Origin of the sequence: Amycolatopsis sulphurea (assembly GCF_002564045.1) — a bacterium.
GTDB lineage: Bacteria > Actinomycetota > Actinomycetes > Mycobacteriales > Pseudonocardiaceae > Amycolatopsis > Amycolatopsis sulphurea.
In genome coordinates this window covers 3,002,598-3,020,394 of the sequence record NZ_PDJK01000002.1, presented here as the reverse complement: position 1 = coordinate 3,020,394, position 17,797 = coordinate 3,002,598, and the positions used below count along the sequence as shown (strand labels likewise).

The following is a 17,797-nucleotide window of genomic DNA, read 5'->3' as shown; positions in this document are numbered from 1 at the left end:
AGCCGCCTGGAGTTGTGGATTGACGTCCTGAGCAGCAGGTCCGTGAAGGCGCGACGCCTGAAGTTGGGACCACGCGCGGGTCAGGGCCACGCGCGGCACGAGACAGCGCCAGACCCGCCGGAAGGCCGGGCCGGGAGTGCCGGAAAGCAGCCTGACACGGCAGAAACCAGCTCCGGGACGTGAGTAACAACCCGCGGCAACAGCCCCAAAGCCGCACAAAAACCCACACAAGCACCCGCCACAAACCCCGAAGTCAAGCATGGTGAAACCCTTGGATCTCCAGTTTCCGCCGGACCTGGTCCAGGTAGCGGCGGCGCAGCTTGCTCACGCTGGCCGGGGAAATGCCCACCTCGGCGGCCAGTTCGGCGGGTTTCAGTTCCGGGTGGTGGGCGATCAGCAACAGCAGGCGCCGAGCGCGTTCGGGAAGTTCGGCTACAGCGCACCACAGGGCGGCAGCTCGCTCGTCGTCGAGCAGGGTGGTTTCGGGGGACGGTTCGTCGGGTGCGGGCAGGTAGGTGGCCCGCGTTCGGCGGATCATGGCGCGGATCGCGTGCCGGCGGGCGACGGTGGTCAGCCAGGCGCCGAGGCGGTCCCGGTCTCGGATCTGGCTGTGGCAGGTCAGGAATTCCAGCCACGCGGCCTGGCAGGCGTCCTCGGCATCGGTGCGGAAGCCCGGAGTCGTCGCGAGTACGCGGGCGACGCGTGAGCCGAATCTGCGAACTTCGTCGTCATGCAGCATTCCGGGATCCCTTCGTCGAAAGCCATTGCCGACATTGACGAGGGCGGGCGAGCGGACGGATCCACTAAAGCAGGCATAACGCCAGATCAGGTGATCATGGTATCCAGGCGGCCGCTCGCGGCTCAGGAAAGGCCGGGCATCAGCCGCACGGCATTGCCGGACAGGACGTTCTTCAGGATCTCCACCGGCAGGCCGAGATCCGCGACGGCACGCACGTTCGCCGCGGTGCCGGGGACGCCCGGCCAATCGGTGCCGAAAACCCATTTCCGGGCCAGCCGCACGAGATCGAACCGGGCGTAGTACTCCGGCAGCTTCTTCGGCGGCAGCCCAGCCAAGTCCAGCCACACGTTCGGCCTTGACTGGGCCATGAACGCAGCCACGTCGTACCACCAGCCACGGCCGCCGTGAGCGAAAACGAAATTCACCGACGGAAAGTCTTCGACCACATCGGACAGTAGCTGCGGATCCCCGAAACTCGACCGAGAGCCAGGGAAAACCGACAGTCCGGAATGGAGGATCACCGGTACCCCACGGTCGGCGCACAGGTCGTAGACCGGGTAGAGTTCCTTGTCCGCCGGGGAGAACGCGCCGTGCACCGGGTGGATCTTCAATGCTACCGCGCCGAGGGCGAGTTGTCGTCGCACCTCGTCGCGCAGCGGGTGGTGCAGGTGTGGGTTCACGTTCGCCACCAACCGGAAACGCTCCGGGTTGTACTCCACCAGCGGCAGATTGTCCTCAATGGACTGTATTCCGGTAGCCCGCGGGCTGTAGTCGCAGAAGAGCAGCACCCGGTCGACGCCTTCACGCGCCATCAGATCGTCCATTGCGGACGGAATCACCGAACCGGCTTCGTCATAGACGGTGCGCCACGGGTAGTCCCCGGCGTAATCGCGGGCCCAGTCCAGCCACGCGGGTTTGAGCGTAGGCAGCCGCGGCGTGTGCACGTGGGCGTCCACCACGAAGTGACCGTCGATCATGATTGCGGCTGCGGCTGCTGCAGCGATTCCCGGACCAGCTGACGGAGCACGTTGCGGCGGATCTTCCCGGTCGCGGTCTTCGGCAGCTCCGCCAGCTCCACCACGGCGCGCGGCCGCTTGAACGCGGCGAGCCCGGACCGGCAGAACTCGATCAGTTCCTCGGCGGGCACCGCCGAGGACGGCGCCGCGACCACGCACGCCACCGGCTTGTCCAGCCCGTCGGCGTCCGGCGCGGCCACCACCGCGACCTCCGCCACCGCGGGATGCTCCAGCAAGCGTTCCTCCACTTCGGACGGTGACACCCAGATCCCGCCCGCCTTCAGCATGTCCCCGAACCGGCCGAGACAAGTGTAGGTGCCATCGGCGTTGCGGACGTAACTGTCCCCGGTCCGCAGCCATTCTCCTTGAAACACCTGTTTCGTGGCCGCATACCGAGCCCAGTATCCGGTCGCGATCGACGGACCGGACACGTACAGCTCGCCCGGCTTCCCCGCCTCCTCGATCGACACTCCCCGCTCGTCTCGCAGCTGGATCCGATACCCCGGCACCGCCACCCCGGTACTGCCCGGCCGGACGAGATCCGGCCGGTTCGAAAGGAAGATGTGCAACGCCTCGGTCGACCCGATCCCGTCCAGGATCTCCACCCCGAACCGTGCGCGGAACCGGTTGAACAACGACGCGGGCAACGGTTCACCGGCCGAAATCGCGCACCGTACCGAGGAAAACGAATCATCCGGAACGTCGCTGGCCAGCAGCGCGGCGAAGAACGTCGGCACCCCGAAGAACAGCGTCGGCCGATCCGCCTTGGCACGCGCGGCGAACAGCGCGGGCGTCGGGCGAGCCGGTTCGAGCAGGGTGATGGCCCCCGCGGCGAGCGGGAAGAACGCCGAGTTCCCCAGCCCGTAGGCGAAGAAAAGCTTCGGCACCGACAGAAAACGGTCCGACGACGTGGTGTCCAGCACCTGATGCGCGTACGTCTCGCATATCGCCCGGATCGAAGCATGCCGATGCATCGCGCCCTTCGGCTGTCCGGTGGTGCCGGAGGTGTACAGCCACAACGCCGGTGAATCGTCCCAAGTGGACACCTGGAAAGATTCGTCCACTGTGGCCACTTCGGCCCATCGGTGCACCCGCGGCCCGGAGGGGAACGCGGCCGGGTCCGCCCGGTCCAGTACCAGGTCGGCGACCTCGGGCGCACTGGTGAGCGCGGCCGCCGCGGACTCGGCGAACTCCCCGGACACGCACAGCACCCTGGCCCGCGAATCCGCCAGCACCTTTCCCAGCTCAAGCCCGGTGACCATAGTGGACACCGGGACGGCGACCGCGCTGGCGAGCATCGCGCCGAGAATCCCGGTCAGCAGCTCCACGTCGTCGACCATGCAGAACATCACGCGTTCCTCCGGCCGCACCCCCAGCTTCCGCAGTCCCGCGGCGACCCGGTGCACCTCCGCGGAAAGCTCGGCATAGCTCAGCGTCCGCCGCACCGACACCACCGCGGTCGCGTCCGGTCGCCCCTGGGCGAGCAGGAACTCCGCGGCGTTGAAGCCCCCGGGAACCGTCATGTCGTCCCCCTCAGGTGAGGTGCACGTACTCGTAGTCGAACGGCTTCCCGTTGATGCCCTGCCGCGGCGGCGCGACCCAGCTCGCGATCTTCCCCCGCTCGTACACCGGGTACATGAGCGAGCGGACGAACGTCAGGTCCTCCGCCGTCGGCAGCCATTGGTGCCGGGCCGCCTCCCACGTGGCCTCGTCGACGAGCGTGCCGTCCGGAGTCACGTGGTGGCCGGAGTTTATGCCCACGTCGCGGTTGAAGCCAGGGTGCGGCAGCCGGAACCGGAAGTCGATGCCCGCGTCGGAGAGGATCTTGTTCCAGCGGTTCACCCCGGTCTGGCAGTCCGCGGTGTACTCCGCGCGCAGATCGAGGTTGAGCAGCAGGATCGCCTGCAGTTCGTCGGTGGTCCAGGTACCGTCGTCGCGCGGACGGTCCAGCATTCGCGCGTCGTCGGTGAGCTTGTGATCGTCCTTGCACCGGGTCTCCTGCCAGCGGCCTTTGAGCCCGGCGGTGTAATAGTTGGCCGCGTTGGTGGAGGTCTCGCTGCCGAACAGATCCAGCGAAACGGTGTAATGGAAGTTCAGATACCGCTGGATCATTTCGAGCGGAATTCCGCCGTGCGCGGCGATGTCGTACGTGTCGTGCTCGTGGATCAGCTCGGCACTGCGCTGCACCACCCGGTCCACGCCGGTGGTGCCCACCATCATGTGGTGCGCCTCCTCCTTCAGCATGAACTCACACGTTCGCGACAACGGGTCGAACGAACTCTCCTTCAACGTGCCGAGCTGATACTTGCCGTCCCGGTCGGTGAAGTAGGTGAACATGTAGAAGGCCAGCCAGTCCGCCGTCTCCTCGTTGAACGCGCCGAGGATCCGCGGCGCGTCCGGGCTGCCGGAGTTGCGCAGCAGCAGCCCCTCGGCCTCGTCCCGGCCCTCCCGGCCGAAATAGGCGTGCAGCAGGTACACCATCGCCCACAGGTGCCTGCCCTCTTCCACATTGACTTGGAACAGGTTTCTCAGGTCATACAACGAAGGCGCGGTCAGCCCGAGCAGCCGCTGCTGCTCCACCGACGCCGGCTCGGTGTCGCCCTGGATCACGATCAGCCGCTGCAGATCCGCCCGGTACTCGCCGGGCACCTGCTGCCACACCGGCTCGCCCTGGTGTTCGCCGAACGCGATCTGCCTGCCCGGGTCCCGTTCGGCGAGGAAGATCCCCCACCGGTAGTCCGGCACGTTCACATGGTCGAAGTGCGCCCAGCCCTCGCGGCCGACGCTGACCGCGGTGCGCAGGTACACGCCCTCGGTCGCCAGCGTCGGACCCATCTCGCCCCACCAGTTCAGGAACTTCGGCTGCCAGCCCTCCAGCGCGCGCTGCAGCCGCCGGTCGTCGGCGAGGTGCACGTTGTTCGGGATCTTGGCGTCGTAGTCGATTGTTTCCGGCATCGGTTCAGACCCGCTTCCTGTCGAAGACCGCCTTCTGCCCGGTGCCGTAGCGCCGCAGCGCACCCTCCGGGCCCGCGGCGTTCGGCCGGGTGAAAATCCAGTTCTGCCAGGCGGTGAGCCGCCCGAAGATCTTGGTCTCCAGGGTTTCCGGGCCGACGAAACGGTGGTTGGCCTCCATCCCGGTGAGCGCGTCCGGCGACAGCGAGGCACGGCCCTCCAGCGCGAGCCGGATCTCGTCCGTCCAATCGAGATCGTCCGGCGCGTCGGTGACCAGACCCAGCTCCACGGCCTCGGCGGCGTCGAGTACGTGGCCGCGTTCCCGCGCGAGCCACGCCAAGTGGTCCTCGTCGCCGTAGAACCGGGATTGCAGCCGGGACAGCCCATTTCCCATCGGGAAGAGGCCGAAGTTGGCTTCGGACAACATGATCGACGCACGTTCCGGGGAGCCCTCATCATCGATCGGCGGACCGTCCAACATGTACTGACGATCGGCGGCGAGCGCGATCTCCAGCAGCGTCCCGGCGAAACAACTGCCCGGCTCGATCAACGCGACCAAGGTTCGGCTGGTGACGTCCAGCCGTTTCAGTGTGCGCTTGAAATAGTGCCGGATCTCGTTGCTCAGCCAGTCTTTCCCGATGAGCACCGGCTCTTCGTGCGCGAGCACCTGCGCCGGATCGCCTGCCGTGCGCAGCACCCAGGTGCCGAGGTCCGGTTCGTTCGTGCGCAGCCGCAGGATCGCGTCGTCGAGTTCGCGCGTCAGCCGCAGCAACCAGCCGTCAAGCCCAGGCTCGCCGGACGGGCCGCGCACGGTGATGGTGACCAGCGAATTCGGCCGGTCGTAGACGACCTGGACGTGCCGGTACTCGATGCCCCCCTCGGTCACCGCCGGGGCCAACGGGGCCAGCTCGACACCTTCCTCCGCGGGCAACCGGCCGGACTCGGCGGCCAGTTCACGCGCTCGGGCCAGCACCTTTTCCCGGAACCCTGCACGCGGCACCAGCTCGTCCACCAGCCGCCAGTCGAGGGCGGTCCGGCCCTTGAACCCGTCCGGCCGGGTGGCGAACACGTCCGCGAGGTCGCGGCGGACCCGGCGTTTGTCCACCAGCCGGGTCAGCCCACCGGTCCCCGGCAGCACCCCGAGCAGAGGCACCTCCGGTAACGCGACCGTGGCCGAATTGTCGTCCACCAGTAGGATCTTCTCGCAGGCCAGCGCGATCTCGTAGCCACCGCCCGCGCAGCTGCCGTTCACCGCGGCCAGGTAGGTCTGGCCGGAGAACTCGGTGGCGTCCTCCATCCCGTTGCGGGTCTCGTTGGTGAACTTGCAGAAGTTCACCTTCCACTCGTGCGGCGAGGCCGCCAGCATCCTGATGTTCGCGCCGGCACAGAAGACCTTGTCCTTGGCGCTGGTCACGATCACCGCGCGCACCTGCGGGTACTCGAAGCGCAGCCGCTGGGTGGCGTCGTAGAACTCGATGTCGACGCCGAGGTCGTAGGAGTTCAGCTTCAGCTCGTATCCCGGCACCAGCCCGCCCTCGGCATCGACGTCCATCTCGAGCCAGGCAACCTCGCCTTCGACGGTCAGCCGCCAGTGCCGGTAGCGGTCCGGATGGCGCTCGAAGGTGACAGGTGTCGTGGTGGTCACCCTCCGATTGTCTACACGAACTCGACGAGCGTCAATGTTGTGTAGAGACTCGTACCCGGTTGAGCGCCGCCCAGGCCCAGCTCACGAACGCCCACAGCGCCACGGCGGCCACCGTGTCCCCGACCAGCGGAATGAGCCAGACTCGCGGCAAATCGGGGAATCCGATCAGGAAATGCCCCGCCGTGACCAGCCCGGAAAGCGAGTAGACGAGCAGCAGTACGAGTGCCCGCCGATAGCGTTCCTGCAGGTAAGCGCGGTAACCGAGCACCGCGACGACGGTGAAGACGACCCAGGCCACGCCGACCCCGACCTGGCCGACGGTCTCGTCGAGCCCCGGGATTGACGGGTACGCCCGCGGCCGGGCGACCATGTGCCAGTAGTGAAAACCGGTGCTGAGCACCGAGAACGCCAGGATCACCCGCAGCGGTGCGAGTCCCTTTTCGCGAAGCACATCCATCACGGGCCCCCTTGCCGATTTGATAGATCGCTCTAGCGACGGTACCGCGCATCACGCGGCCCAGGCAAGACACCCATCGGCGCCGGAGCGACTCGCTAATGTCACCTTGGACAGGCGCCCGTCGAGCGCCTGTCGAAATGGAGGGAGTCCGATGGATCTGCCCACCCGCGGCCCGGAGCACGAAGCTCTCACCGCCTTCGCCGGCGAATGGACCGGCACCGAAGAGCTCGCCGAAGCGCCGTGGGCGCCCGCCTCGACGGCCACCGCCACCTGCGACTACCGCTGCTCGCTCGATGGTTTCGCACTCGTCCAGGACTATGTCCAGACTCGCGAAGACGGCTCACAACTGTTGGGGCACAACGTTTTCACGGTCGATCCGAACACCGGCGAGACGCTCTGGTACGGCTTCGACAGCTACGGTTTCCCACCCGCCGCACCCGCCCGCGGCAGCTGGCACGAGGGCACCCTGCACCTGGAGAAGCACACCGACCGCGGGGTCGCGCAGCACCGCCTGACCCCGGATGGCGACGTCCTGACCCACGAGATCGATGTGCGGTTCGGCGACGACCTCGAATTCAGCCCGTTCCTGCGGGCGCGCTACACGAAAACGGCCACGCGATGACCGAGCAGCAGATCGAAGCGAACGGTCTGAAGCTGTGCTTCGAGACGTTCGGCGATCCCGCGGACCCGCCGCTGCTGCTGGTGATGGGCCTCGCCGCGCCGATGATCTGGTGGGACGACGAGCTCTGTGCGCAGTTCACCGAAGCCGGGTTCCGGGTGATCCGCTTCGACAACCGCGACGTCGGGCGCTCGTCGTGGGTGTCCGGGCGGGCCGGCCTCGCGCGGGCGCTGCTGCTTCATTCCGCGCCGTACTCACTCGGCGACCTCGCGGACGACGCGGCCGCCCTGCTCGACGCGCTCGATATCGAACAGGCGCACGTCGTCGGCGCCTCGATGGGCGGAATGGTCGCGCAGGAGCTGGCGATCCGCCGTCCCGATCGGGTCCGGTCGCTCACCTCCATCATGTCCACGACCGGAGCCCGGTTCGTGGGGACGCCGAGTTTCCGCGCCGCGGCCGCGATGCTCGCCCCGGCAGCGCGGACCCGCGAGGAGTACGTCTCGCGGGCGCTGAACACGTTCCGGATGCTCGGCTCGCCCGGCTATCCGTTCGACGAGGAGCGCATGCGGGCACGTGCCGAGCGCACCTACGACCGGGGCGTGAACCCAAGCGGGGCGGCGCGGCAGCTCAGCGCCATCCTCTCCGCGTCGGATCGCACCGCCGGATTGCGTCGCCTTTCCCTGCCGGCGTTGGTGGTGCACGGCACGAAAGACCCGCTGGTGCGCGTGTCCGGCGGACGGGCGACCGCACGGGCGCTGGGCGCCGACCTCGACTTGGTGCCGGGGATGGGACACGATCTGCCGCCGCAGGTGTGGCCACGGGTGGTCGCCGGTGTCCGGCGGATCGCCGGCCACTGATCGTCACCCCTTGGATTATCTCGCCAGAAAACCTCTTGCGTGCGAGATACTGTGGGCGTACCGTTCCCGGTATTGGCTCCCAGAGAGGACGTGACCGAAATGGCACCCACCCAGACCGAGATCGCCCAGCTCACCGAGGCCCGCGACCGGCTGCGGGACAAGCACCTGCACCCCGCGGTGACCCGGCAGCCGACGGTCGGGCGCGGGATCCACCACACCGCACTGCTGTCCAGCAACGTCGAACAGACCATCACCTTCTACCAGGACGTGCTGGGCTTCCCACTCACCGAGCTGATCGAAAACCGCGACTACCCGGGTTCCAGCCACTTCTTCTTCGACGTGGGCAATGGCAACGCAGTGGCCTTCTTCGACCTGCCGGGCCTGGATCTCGGCCCGTACGCGGAGGTACTCGGCGGGCTGCATCACCTCGCGCTGTCGCTGACTCCGGAAGCGTGGGCAGGCGCGCGGGAGCGGCTGGACCAGGCGGGCGTGCAGTACCAGGAGGAGAGCGGCACGTCGATCTACTTCGCCGACCCGGACGGCGCGCGCATCGAGCTGATCGCTGACGACCTCGGTGAGATGTACGGCTCGAAAATCGGCTAAGCCTGCGGCTACGGTGCGCGGGAGACATCCCGACCCGAGGGAGAGCCATGGGCGACTGGGCGGCATCACGGGCAAAAGCACGACTCGACCGGCGTGAAGTGCTCGACGAACTCGTCGCACACGTACGTTACGAAGTGCGCGTACACCTCGCCGAGCCGGCCACAGTGAGCCAGTACGACGAGCCGGCCACGGTGTTTTCGCTAGGCCACACCGAATGCGCGGCGTTGCTCGCACACCGGCGGTTGCTGCCGTGGTGGGAGCGCCGACTGCTGCGTCGCTTCGTACAGCGACTACACGGCAAGACGATCGCTGGCAGCGTGGCAGACGTACCCGCCGGATTCGAATCACCGCGCGCATACGGCGCGGAGATTGCCCGGTTGAACCCGGACAGCGGGGACACCGGTGCGCGCTACGACCTGCAAGGACGCGGGCTGCTCACCGTCTTCCGGCTGTCGATCGGCGGTCGCGGCGAGGCGTGGCCGGACCGCCAAGAGGTGGCGATCACCTCCGCCCGCAACATTCTGGCTTGCAGTGCTGCGTTCCTCCGTCGATCGCCGTGGCACGTGCTGTGGCCGGTCTATCGGGTTCGCGGCCTGCGCCTGTGGCGGCTGTGACGGAATCACCGACGCCGCGCGAACGTTCTAGCGATATGACGCCAGAAGAAATCCTCGCCGGTGCCCGCACGATCGCCGTGGTCGGCCTCAGCCGCGACCCGTCGAAGGAGGCACACGCCGTGCCGGCCGTGCTGCAGGCGCACGGGTTCCGGATCATCCCGGTGCACCCGTCGGCGACCGAGCTGCTCGGCGAGAAGGTGTACCGGAAGCTGGAGGACATTCCGGAACCGGTGGACCTGGTCGACGTCTTCCGCCCGTCCGTGGAAACCCCCGAGGTGGCCCGCTCGGCAGTCGCCATCGGCGCGAAAGCGCTCTGGCTGCAACAAGGGATCGTGTCCGAGAAAGCCCGGCGCATCGCCGAGGAGGCAGGGCTGGCGTACGTCGAGAACCGATGCACCGCCGTGGTTCGCGCAATCGGACGGATCTCCTTCACCTGAGCATCCCCCTAGGGTCCCGGCAAAGTCGGTCGAGGACCCGTGATCAGCAGCGAGAGCCGTGGCTGCCGCGTCATCATCGACGACACGCGCCAGACCTGTCCCGGGTCCGTGAAGGGCCCCTTCACAGACTCAGAGTCCGTGAAGGGCCCCTTCACAGACCTCCGCAGTCTGCGCCCCCTCACACCGACTTTGCCGACACCCCGTGAGCACCCACCTGTGAAGGGTCCCTTCACTACCGGTCACGGAATCACGCGGTAACCCACCCCACGCACCGTTTCGATGGTTTGGGTCCCGAAGGGTGCATCGATCTTCCGCCGCAGGTAACCGACGTACACCTCGACCACGTTCTCGTCGCCTTCATAGTGCGCATCCCAGACGTGGCCGAGGATTTCGTTCTTGGTCAGCGCCGCGCCCTGCCGCCGCAACAGGAATTCCAGCAACCCGAATTCCCGCGCAGTCAGCTGGATCCGCGTCTCTCCACGGTGGACAGTGCGGGCCGCCGGATCGAGCTGCAGATCGCGTACGGTCAGCACCGCCGGACGAGCCGGCGCACCACGGCGGAGCAACGCGCGCAGGCGGGCGAGCAGAACCACGAAGGAGAAGGGCTTGGACAGGTAGTCGTCCGCGCCGAGGTCGAACGCGTCGGCCTCGTCGTACTCGCCGTCCTTCGCCGTGAGCATCAGCACCGGCGTCCAGTTTTCCGCCGCGCGCAAGCGTTTCAGCACCTCGTAGCCGGACAGCTCGGGCAGCATGATGTCCAGCACCACGGCGTCGTAGTCGTGTTCGGTCGCCGACCACAGCCCGTCCCGGCCGGTGTGCGCGACGTCCACGGTGAAGCCTTCGGCGATCAGTCCGCGACGCAGGGTCTCCGCGAACTCCATTTCGTCCTCGACGATCAACAGTCGCATGGTCACTCCTGTCCGATCCGGGGCAGTTCGATCTGAGGCAGCTCGATGCGGAAATGCGCGCCCGGGTAGCTCGGGTCGGGGAGGTCGACGTACTGCGCCCGGCCCCCGTGCCGGGCCGCGATCCCGGCCACGATCGGCAGGCCGAGCCCGGTCCCGCCGCGCCGCCGGGACGCGTCCAGCCGCACGAACCGTTCGAACACCCGCTCCCGATCGGCCTCGGCGACCCCGGGACCGTCGTCGCTGACCTCCACCAGCGCGAGCCCGCCCCGCACCGAGCTGGCGATCCGGACCCGCTCCCGGGCGTGCCCGCACGCATTGTCCACCAGGTTGCGCACAGCCCGCCGAAGCTGTGCCTCGCTGCCGCACACCTTCGCCGGCCTGGCCCGCACCTCGATCTCCACCGGCGTTTCCGCCCGCACCCGTTCCGCCTCGGCGCGCACGATGTCGTCGAGGTCCACCTCGGTCTGCGCCGGACGGTCGGTGGTGTCGTCCGTGCGCGCAAGCATCAGCAGGTCGTCGACGAGTTCCCGCAACCGCACGGTTTCGCGGGTGATCACCGGGACCAGCTCGTCGGTCGTTTCCGGGTGCTGGCTCGACACGTCGAGTGCGGTGCTGATGGTCGACAGCGGCGAGCGTAGTTCGTGGCTGGCGTCGGCGACGAACCGGCGTTGCGCGGACTGTGCGGAGGCTAGCCGGCCGAGCATCTCATTCAACGTCACGGCCAGCCGGTGTACCTCGTCCCCGCCGGGCGGCAACGGCACGCGTGAAGCGAGGTCACGGGTGGAGATCTCCGCGACCGTACGGCGCATGCGTTCCACCGGCCGTAGTGCCGACCCCACCGCGCGATACACCGCGAAGCCGGCGATGGCCAGCAGCGGCAGCGAGATCAACGCCAGCAGCAGCGTCAGCCGCGTCGACGCCTCAGCCACCGGCTCCAACGACCGAGCGGAAATCACCGTGTACGGTCCGCCAGGGCCACGTACGCCCTGCGACACCACCCTGTACTCGGCGCCGTCGCCGTTCAGCCCGAGTGGCAGAGTCTCGACGATTTCCTGCCCAGGCAGTGGGCGCGCGCCAGTGAGCGGCGGATGTCCGACGATGGACGGGTCGCTGGCGATTGGACGCGTATTGGAGCCAAGCACCTGCGTCACTGCTTCGGTGTCACCTGTGCTGGCGACATCGCTCGCAGACAGGTCTCGCGCTCCTTCGCGGACGAGCTGGATAGCGACCTGTCGCGCCGTACCGCGCGCACTCTCGGTCACACTGCGGTCGAGCGACTCGTCTAGTAGCAGCACAACGACGACACAGGCAGTTGCGATGGCCAAAGCCAGCGCAAACACTGCGACGACAGTGGTCCGCATCCGGACGCCTGCGGCGGCGACGAGTCTCACGTACGCAGCGTAACGAGGAGACAGTGCGCTCATCGTGACCGGCGCGCACTCAGCCGCTCAGCCCGCAGGACTTCGACCTCGCTCAGCTCCAATGGCTTCGGCGGATGCCCGAGCACCCAGGACAGCAGCAGATCGGCCAATGCCGGATTCCGCGCCAGCGCCGGTCCGTGCAGGTAGGTACCGATAACGTGGCCGGTCACCGCGCCTTCGGTGCCGTCACCGTTGCCGGTGCCGCGAACGACGCGGCCCAGCGGTGCGCTGTCCGGCCCCCGCGTCGTCTCCCCTTGGTGGTTCTCGAACCCCGTGAGCGGTGCGTCGAACAGCTCTGGGCTTGCGACCAGTTCGGACACCGCACGCCGCGACGCCGGTTTCGTCGTCGCGTCGAGCAGCCCGAGGCCGGAGTGGTCCAGGCCGTCCGAGCCGTGGAACCGGGTGCCGAGGATCTGCAGGCCCGCGCACACCCCGAACACCGGGGTGCCCGCGGCCGCGGCCCGGCGCAGCCCGGTCGCCTCGCGAAGGAACTCCGCGGCCAGTACCTGCGCCCCGTCCTCGCCGCCGCCGAGCAGGTACAAGTCCAATGTGGAGGGTACGGACGAGGAGAGCGAGATCGGTACCACCTCGGCGTCCTGCCCACGCCACTGCAGGCGTTTGCAGAGCACCTGCGCGTTGCCGGAATCACCGTAGGTGCCGAGCACCTCGGGCAGCAGCAGTCCGATGCGGACAGTGGAATCACGCATCGGGCAGCCGGCCGACCAGATCGCGGAAGGCGGTGTAGTTCGCGACGATCTCCACGCCACCCGGGGGCAACGTGTCGATCGCCTGCACCGGATCCGGCGCCGACCAGTGCGCCACTTCGGCGTAGCACAGGCGCACCGCGAGATCCGCCGAGCGTTCCCCGGTGACCACCACCTGGCGGCCCCGCAACCGTTCGAAATGCACGTCCCAGAGCCAGGACAGGTCCCGGCCGTCGGCTTCCTGGGCATTGACCGCGACGACCACCGGGGTGTCCTCGTCCAGTACCCGCAGCGTTTCCGCCCACCCCGCCGGATTCTTGGCGAGCATCAGCCGCACCGAATGCCGCGTACGCCGTACTGTGCGGTAGCGCCCGCCGATGTCGGTGATGGTGCGCAACCGCGCGGCGGCCGTGTGCGGCGGTACGCCGACGCATTGCGCGGCGGCGAGCGCGAGCGCAGCGTTGGCACGGTTGGCCTCACCGGGCAGCCGTAGGTCGAGATCCACCGCGCGGCCACCGGGCGTCGTCACCAGGCCGCCCTCAAGCGACCACGTCGGGTTGGGGCGTTCAAAACCGCACGCGCAGCTCCAGCTGCGATCAGCGTGGTCTACGGCCCCACCGCAACGCGGGCACGCCCCGGAGTCTCCGGACCACCGTCGTCCGGTACCGACCCACACAGCGCGTGCCGCCGCCGACGCCGCGGACGTGACCAGGATGTCGTCACAGTTGGCGATCACGACCGTGCGTGGCAAATTGGCGAAGGCGGTACGCAGATCGCGTTCCAGCATGCGTACCTCGCCGACACGGTCCAGCTGGTCGCGACTGAGGTTCAGCAACACGAGCGCCGCAGGCTGGACTTGCATAGCTACCCACGGCACGTACGTCTCATCCACCTCCAGCACCGCGTACGGCGCTTCGGGGCTCGCTGCCAGCGCGGCCACCAGGCCGTCCGGCATGTTCGCGCCGTCGCCGTTGTGCGCGACCTCGGCGAGGGCTTCGAGGGAGCGCGTGATCATCAGTGCTGTGGTGGTTTTGCCGTTCGTGCCGGTGACCAGCACGACCGTGCGTTCCTGGCCGAGGCGGCGGAGGACAGCAGGGTCGAGCCGGAGGGTGACCCGCCCGCCGATCACCCCACCGCGTCCCAGCCCGGCGGTACGCGAAAACCACGCAGTCAGCCGCCCCGCGGCGACTGACGCCCGGGTACGCAGACGTATGGACATCGACATGAACGGTGCGCTGTATGCGCTGTGAATTTCCTGAGAGCGTGACCCTGCTCTCCGCTGCGGTACGTCAGCCGCGCCTACTGATCGGAGGTTGGACCATTTCTGCACCCCCTGTTGCCGACATACGACGAAGGTTGGTCAAGATCTTTCGCACATACATCGGAGGTGTTACCGTCCAACCCGCCTAACGACACCACGTACGGTTGCCTGGCATACGCGGAGGTGGGCGTGGACGAAGCACGCGGACTCGACCAGAGCGGCACCCTCGAGCGGGGGCTCGCGGTGCTGGAGCACGTCGGACAGCACCAAGAGCTCTCGACGAACGCGATCGCGCGGCAACTCGGTCTCTCGCGCAGCGCCACATACCGGATCGTCGGCACCCTGAAACAGCTTGAGTACCTGGAGGCGGACAGCGCCACCGGACGTGTACGGCTGGGCACCCGTCTCGTGGAGCTGGGTGCGCGCGCTATGGCGGCGACTGACCTGCACCGTTGCGCATCGCGCTACCTATCGGCGCTGGCTGAGCGATCCGGCGAAACGACGTACCTCGCGGTGCCTGACAACGATGCCATGGTCTATGTCGCGACTGAGCGCAGCTCCAATGCGGTCACGCTCGCGTCCCGTCTGGGTACGCGACGACCACAGCACACGACGTCGCTCGGAAAGGCGTGGCTCGCCGCGCTACCCGAGCCAGACCGCGTCGCGCGCGTACGGCGGATGAGGCTGGACAGTCTCACGCTCAAGACCATCAGCGACCCTGCACGACTTCTCGACGATCTCGCCCGCACCCACCGCCGTGGTTGGGCGGTCGATGACATCGAGAACGAGCCCGACATCGGCTGTGTCGCAGCTGCCGTCCGTGATCACTCCGGACGGCCGATCGCGGCGATCAGCATTGCCGGACCTGCTCCACGCGTGCTGCGGCGCGTCGAGGAACTCGGCCCCACAGTGGCCGGCACGGCAGCGGCGTTGTCCCTGCGATTGGGGTACGTCCGCAGTCGGTGATGGCCCTGATCAACGGGCCTCACTCGCGGCGAATGACCGGACTGTCCACAGCCCATCGAAGTTGTGCACAACCAGCGCCCTCAACGCCTTCTGAAGCCGGTTCTGTCGGTTCGTTCAGGCACTGTCGAAACCATGCCGATCACCCCGCACCCCGCCACCCCGCTCAGCCGGCCGACGGCCCCGGCGTCACGACTGCACCCCGGCCGCCTCCTGCGCGCACGATGCCGCCCTGTCCCGCAGCAAGGCTCGCTCCCGAGCGTTCCCCGTCATTTCCGCCGCACGTTCGAACTCCGCGCGCGCCTCGTCATGGCGACCCAGCTTTTCCAGGAGATCGCCGCGCACACTCGGCAGCAGGTGGTAATTCTTCAGCGCCGATTCATCCACGAGCCGGTCCACCAGCGCCAGGCCGGCCGCAGGCCCGGAGGCCATGGACACCGCGACCGCCCGGTTCAGCTCGATCACCGGCGACGGAGTGAGCTGTGCGAGACCTTCGTACAGCAAGGCGATCCGGGTCCAATCGGTGTCTTCCGGGGCGAGCGCCCGAGCGTGACAGGCGGCAATCGCGGCCTGCGCCGAATACGGGCCGTACGCGCCTTCGGCAAGCTCTTCGGACCGCGTCAGCGCGTCCAGCCCTCGTTTGATCAGCAACCGGTCCCACCGGCTGCGGTCCTGCTCCAGCAACAGCACCGGCTCGCCGTTCGGCCCGGTGCGCGCCGCCGACCGCGAAGCCTGGATCTCCAGCAGCGCCACCAATCCATGCACTTCCGGCTCGGTCGGCATCAGCCCGGCCAGCACCCGGCCCAGACGCAGCGCATCCGCACACAGCGCCGGCCGCATCCAGTCGTCACCGCGCGTCGCGGAATAGCCTTCGTTGAAGATCAGGTAGATCACTTCGAGCACGGCGGGCAGCCGCGCCATCCGCTCCTCGCCCACCGGGACCTCGAACGGCACCTGCGCGTCGGCAAGCGCCTTCTTCGCCCGGACGATTCGCTGCGCGACCGCGGAATCCTTCACCAGGAACGCGCGAGCGATCTCGTCCGTGGAGAGCCCGCCGAGCATGCGCAGGGTGAGCGCCACCCGGCCTTGCATCGGCAACACCGGGTGACAGGCGGTGAACACGAGCCGCAGCAGGTCGTCCTCGATGTGCTCGTCGTCCAGGATCGCGTCGAAGTCCGGCAGCACGCCCTCGCCGAGCTGCTCCTGCGCACGGCCGAGTTCGCCGAGCTTGCGGCCCAGCGTCTCGTTGCGCCGGAACAGGTCGACGGCCCGCCGCTTCGCGGTGGTCATCAGCCATGCGCCGGGATTGCGCGGGACTCCGGTCTCCGGCCACTGTTCGAGCGCGGCGACCAGCGCGTCCTGCGCCAGCTCCTCGGCGAGCCCGACGTCGCGCACCATTCGCGCGAGCCCGGCGATCACCCGTGCCGACTCGATCCGCCAGACCGCTTCGACCGCTCCGTGCGTGCTCACGGGCCCATCAGAAAGGCCCGGCCCGCCCGAGGCAACCCTCGGGCGGGCGCAGGGTCAGAGCGAGGCCGCCACCGGGCGGATCTCGATCGTGCCCGCCCGCAGCTGCGGGTTCGGTGCCCGCCGCATCAGCTCGACGATCTCCTCGACCGAGGAGCCCTCCAGCACCCAGACCCCGGCGACCAGTTCCTTCGTCTCGGCGAACGGGCCGTCCACCACGGCGGGCTCCGGCTGCCCGGCCGACCACACCAGCCGGGCGCCCGTCGCGCTCGGGGTGAGCCCGGCGGCCTGCACCAGATGCCCCGAGGCGGCGAGCTGCTCGTTGAATCGGCCCATCTGCTCGATCAGCTCGGTGCTGGGCGGAATGCCCGCCTCCGGGCAGGGTTCCGGCAAAGTTGGTCGGGTACCCGGCGGCGGACGATGCGGAGGCGTGTGCGGCCACCTCGTGGCGTGCGCCGGACCGGTTTAGGGTCCGTGAAGGGGCCCTTCACGGACTCAGAGTCCGTGAAGGGGCCCTTCACGGACCTCCACACCGACTTTGCCGACACCCTGGCCCGCCTCCGAATCCGCGTCGGCCTTCACCAGCCCCATGAACCTCATGCGTTCTTCTCGGCTTCCTTCCGCAGCTTCTCCTCGGCCTCCCGCAGCTCCGGGGTGAAGTTCTCGCCGAAGTCCTCGGCCTCGAAGATCCGCCGGATCTCGATCTCGTGGTGCGCGCCGTCGGTGTTCGGGACCCGCTTGACCCACTCGACCGCCTCCGCGAGCGAGCCGACCTGCAGGATCCAGAACCCGGCGACCAGTTCCTTCGTCTCCGCGAACGGACCGTCCAGCACCGTCGGCTCGGCCGTGCCCCCGAACCGCACCCGCGCGCCCTCGGAGCTGGGCTGCAGGCCCTCCCCCGAGAGCATCACCCCGGCCTGGACGAGCTCCTCGTTGAACTTGCCCATCTCGGTCAGCAGCTCGGTGCTGGGCAGCTGGCCCGATTCGCTCTCCTCACTGGCCTTCATGATCACCATGAACCGCATCAGCCTGAACCTTTCGCTAGTGGTGTGCCTGCACCCTTGCGTCGAACGGGCGAGGGCCGGATCGACACCCCCGCCGAAATTTTTTCCCCGCCCCGAAACTAGCAGGCCA

The 17,797-nt window shown here is 68.2% G+C and carries 19 protein-coding genes; 6 read left to right on the top strand and 13 right to left on the bottom strand.

Features of this window, described 5'->3' with window-relative positions:
- Positions 1-253 precede the first annotated feature (253 nt).
- The 6 genes from ATK36_RS19865 to ATK36_RS19840 form a co-directional block, all read right to left on the bottom strand.
- Complete coding sequence (locus tag ATK36_RS19865; protein ID WP_098512909.1) at positions 254-739, bottom strand: RNA polymerase sigma factor; 486 nt, start codon at positions 737-739, stop codon at positions 254-256.
- Positions 740-861: 122 nt separating this feature from the next.
- Entirely contained in the window at positions 862-1,716 is an 855-nt protein-coding gene (locus tag ATK36_RS19860) for an amidohydrolase family protein (protein WP_098512908.1), read from the bottom strand.
- Entirely contained in the window at positions 1,713-3,278 is a 1,566-nt protein-coding gene (locus ATK36_RS19855; RefSeq protein ID WP_098512907.1) for a benzoate-CoA ligase family protein, read from the bottom strand. The genes ATK36_RS19860 and ATK36_RS19855 overlap by 4 nt, the downstream gene beginning before the upstream one ends.
- A 10-nt stretch (positions 3,279-3,288) precedes the next feature.
- Positions 3,289-4,710: a benzoyl-CoA 2,3-epoxidase subunit BoxB gene (gene boxB, locus ATK36_RS19850; RefSeq protein ID WP_098512906.1), complete on the bottom strand. Its 1,422-nt coding sequence runs from the start codon at positions 4,708-4,710 to the stop codon at positions 3,289-3,291.
- A gap of 4 nt (positions 4,711-4,714) precedes the next feature.
- Entirely contained in the window at positions 4,715-6,352 is a 1,638-nt protein-coding gene (boxC, locus tag ATK36_RS19845) for a 2,3-epoxybenzoyl-CoA dihydrolase (protein ID WP_098512905.1), read from the bottom strand.
- A 31-nt stretch (positions 6,353-6,383) separates the two neighbouring features.
- Positions 6,384-6,809, bottom strand: a complete 426-nt coding sequence (locus tag ATK36_RS19840) for a hypothetical protein (RefSeq protein ID WP_098512904.1) — start codon at positions 6,807-6,809, stop codon at positions 6,384-6,386.
- Positions 6,810-6,960: 151 nt separating this feature from the next.
- Between ATK36_RS19840 and ATK36_RS19835 the strand changes: the two genes are divergently transcribed.
- The 5 genes from ATK36_RS19835 to ATK36_RS19815 all read left to right on the top strand — a co-directional run bounded on the left by ATK36_RS19835 (position 6,961) and on the right by ATK36_RS19815 (position 9,939).
- Complete coding sequence (locus ATK36_RS19835) at positions 6,961-7,431, top strand: DUF1579 family protein (RefSeq protein WP_098512903.1); 471 nt, start codon at positions 6,961-6,963, stop codon at positions 7,429-7,431.
- The gene (locus ATK36_RS19830) at positions 7,428-8,285 is read left to right on the top strand and encodes an alpha/beta fold hydrolase (protein WP_098512902.1); all 858 of its coding nucleotides are present in this window, start codon (positions 7,428-7,430) and stop codon (positions 8,283-8,285) included. Before ATK36_RS19835 ends, ATK36_RS19830 begins: the two co-directional genes overlap by 4 nt.
- A 99-nt stretch (positions 8,286-8,384) precedes the next feature.
- Positions 8,385-8,888 carry a VOC family protein gene (locus ATK36_RS19825; protein WP_098512901.1) on the top strand — a complete coding sequence of 168 codons (504 nt, stop codon included), beginning with the start codon at positions 8,385-8,387 and terminating at the stop codon, positions 8,886-8,888.
- A gap of 47 nt (positions 8,889-8,935) precedes the next feature.
- Positions 8,936-9,502, top strand: coding sequence for a hypothetical protein (locus ATK36_RS19820; RefSeq protein WP_098512900.1), 567 nt, complete (start codon positions 8,936-8,938; stop codon positions 9,500-9,502).
- Positions 9,503-9,537: 35 nt separating this feature from the next.
- Positions 9,538-9,939, top strand: coding sequence for a CoA-binding protein (locus ATK36_RS19815; protein ID WP_098512899.1), 402 nt, complete (start codon positions 9,538-9,540; stop codon positions 9,937-9,939).
- A gap of 239 nt (positions 9,940-10,178) precedes the next feature.
- Here ATK36_RS19815 and ATK36_RS19810 read toward each other — a convergent pair whose 3' ends face one another.
- The 4 genes from ATK36_RS19810 to ATK36_RS19795 all read right to left on the bottom strand — a co-directional run bounded on the left by ATK36_RS19810 (position 10,179) and on the right by ATK36_RS19795 (position 14,191).
- Positions 10,179-10,847: a response regulator transcription factor gene (locus ATK36_RS19810; RefSeq protein ID WP_098512898.1), complete on the bottom strand. Its 669-nt coding sequence runs from the start codon at positions 10,845-10,847 to the stop codon at positions 10,179-10,181.
- A gap of 2 nt (positions 10,848-10,849) precedes the next feature.
- The gene (locus ATK36_RS19805; protein ID WP_245914911.1) at positions 10,850-11,776 is read right to left on the bottom strand and encodes a HAMP domain-containing sensor histidine kinase; all 927 of its coding nucleotides are present in this window, start codon (positions 11,774-11,776) and stop codon (positions 10,850-10,852) included.
- Between the two features lie 491 nt (positions 11,777-12,267).
- On the bottom strand, positions 12,268-12,975 hold the full coding sequence (locus tag ATK36_RS19800) for a type 1 glutamine amidotransferase (RefSeq protein WP_098512896.1): 708 nt from the start codon (positions 12,973-12,975) through the stop codon (positions 12,268-12,270).
- Positions 12,968-14,191 carry a MurT ligase domain-containing protein gene (locus tag ATK36_RS19795; protein ID WP_098515023.1) on the bottom strand — a complete coding sequence of 408 codons (1,224 nt, stop codon included), beginning with the start codon at positions 14,189-14,191 and terminating at the stop codon, positions 12,968-12,970. Before ATK36_RS19795 ends, ATK36_RS19800 begins: the two co-directional genes overlap by 8 nt.
- 231 nt (positions 14,192-14,422) lie before the next feature.
- On the opposite strand from ATK36_RS19795, the gene ATK36_RS19790 reads away from it, so the two are divergent.
- On the top strand, positions 14,423-15,199 hold the full coding sequence (locus tag ATK36_RS19790; RefSeq protein ID WP_098512895.1) for an IclR family transcriptional regulator: 777 nt from the start codon (positions 14,423-14,425) through the stop codon (positions 15,197-15,199).
- A 186-nt stretch (positions 15,200-15,385) separates the two neighbouring features.
- Here the strand turns inward: ATK36_RS19790 and ATK36_RS19785 are convergent, their stop codons facing one another.
- The 3 genes from ATK36_RS19785 to ATK36_RS19775 form a co-directional block, all read right to left on the bottom strand.
- Positions 15,386-16,666 carry an RNA polymerase sigma factor gene (locus ATK36_RS19785; protein ID WP_281259074.1) on the bottom strand — a complete coding sequence of 427 codons (1,281 nt, stop codon included), beginning with the start codon at positions 16,664-16,666 and terminating at the stop codon, positions 15,386-15,388.
- A 54-nt stretch (positions 16,667-16,720) separates the two neighbouring features.
- Positions 16,721-17,056: a YciI family protein gene (locus ATK36_RS19780; protein WP_245914908.1), complete on the bottom strand. Its 336-nt coding sequence runs from the start codon at positions 17,054-17,056 to the stop codon at positions 16,721-16,723.
- A gap of 203 nt (positions 17,057-17,259) precedes the next feature.
- On the bottom strand, positions 17,260-17,688 hold the full coding sequence (locus ATK36_RS19775) for a YciI family protein (protein ID WP_098512894.1): 429 nt from the start codon (positions 17,686-17,688) through the stop codon (positions 17,260-17,262).
- Between the last annotated feature and the right edge of the window lie 109 nt (positions 17,689-17,797).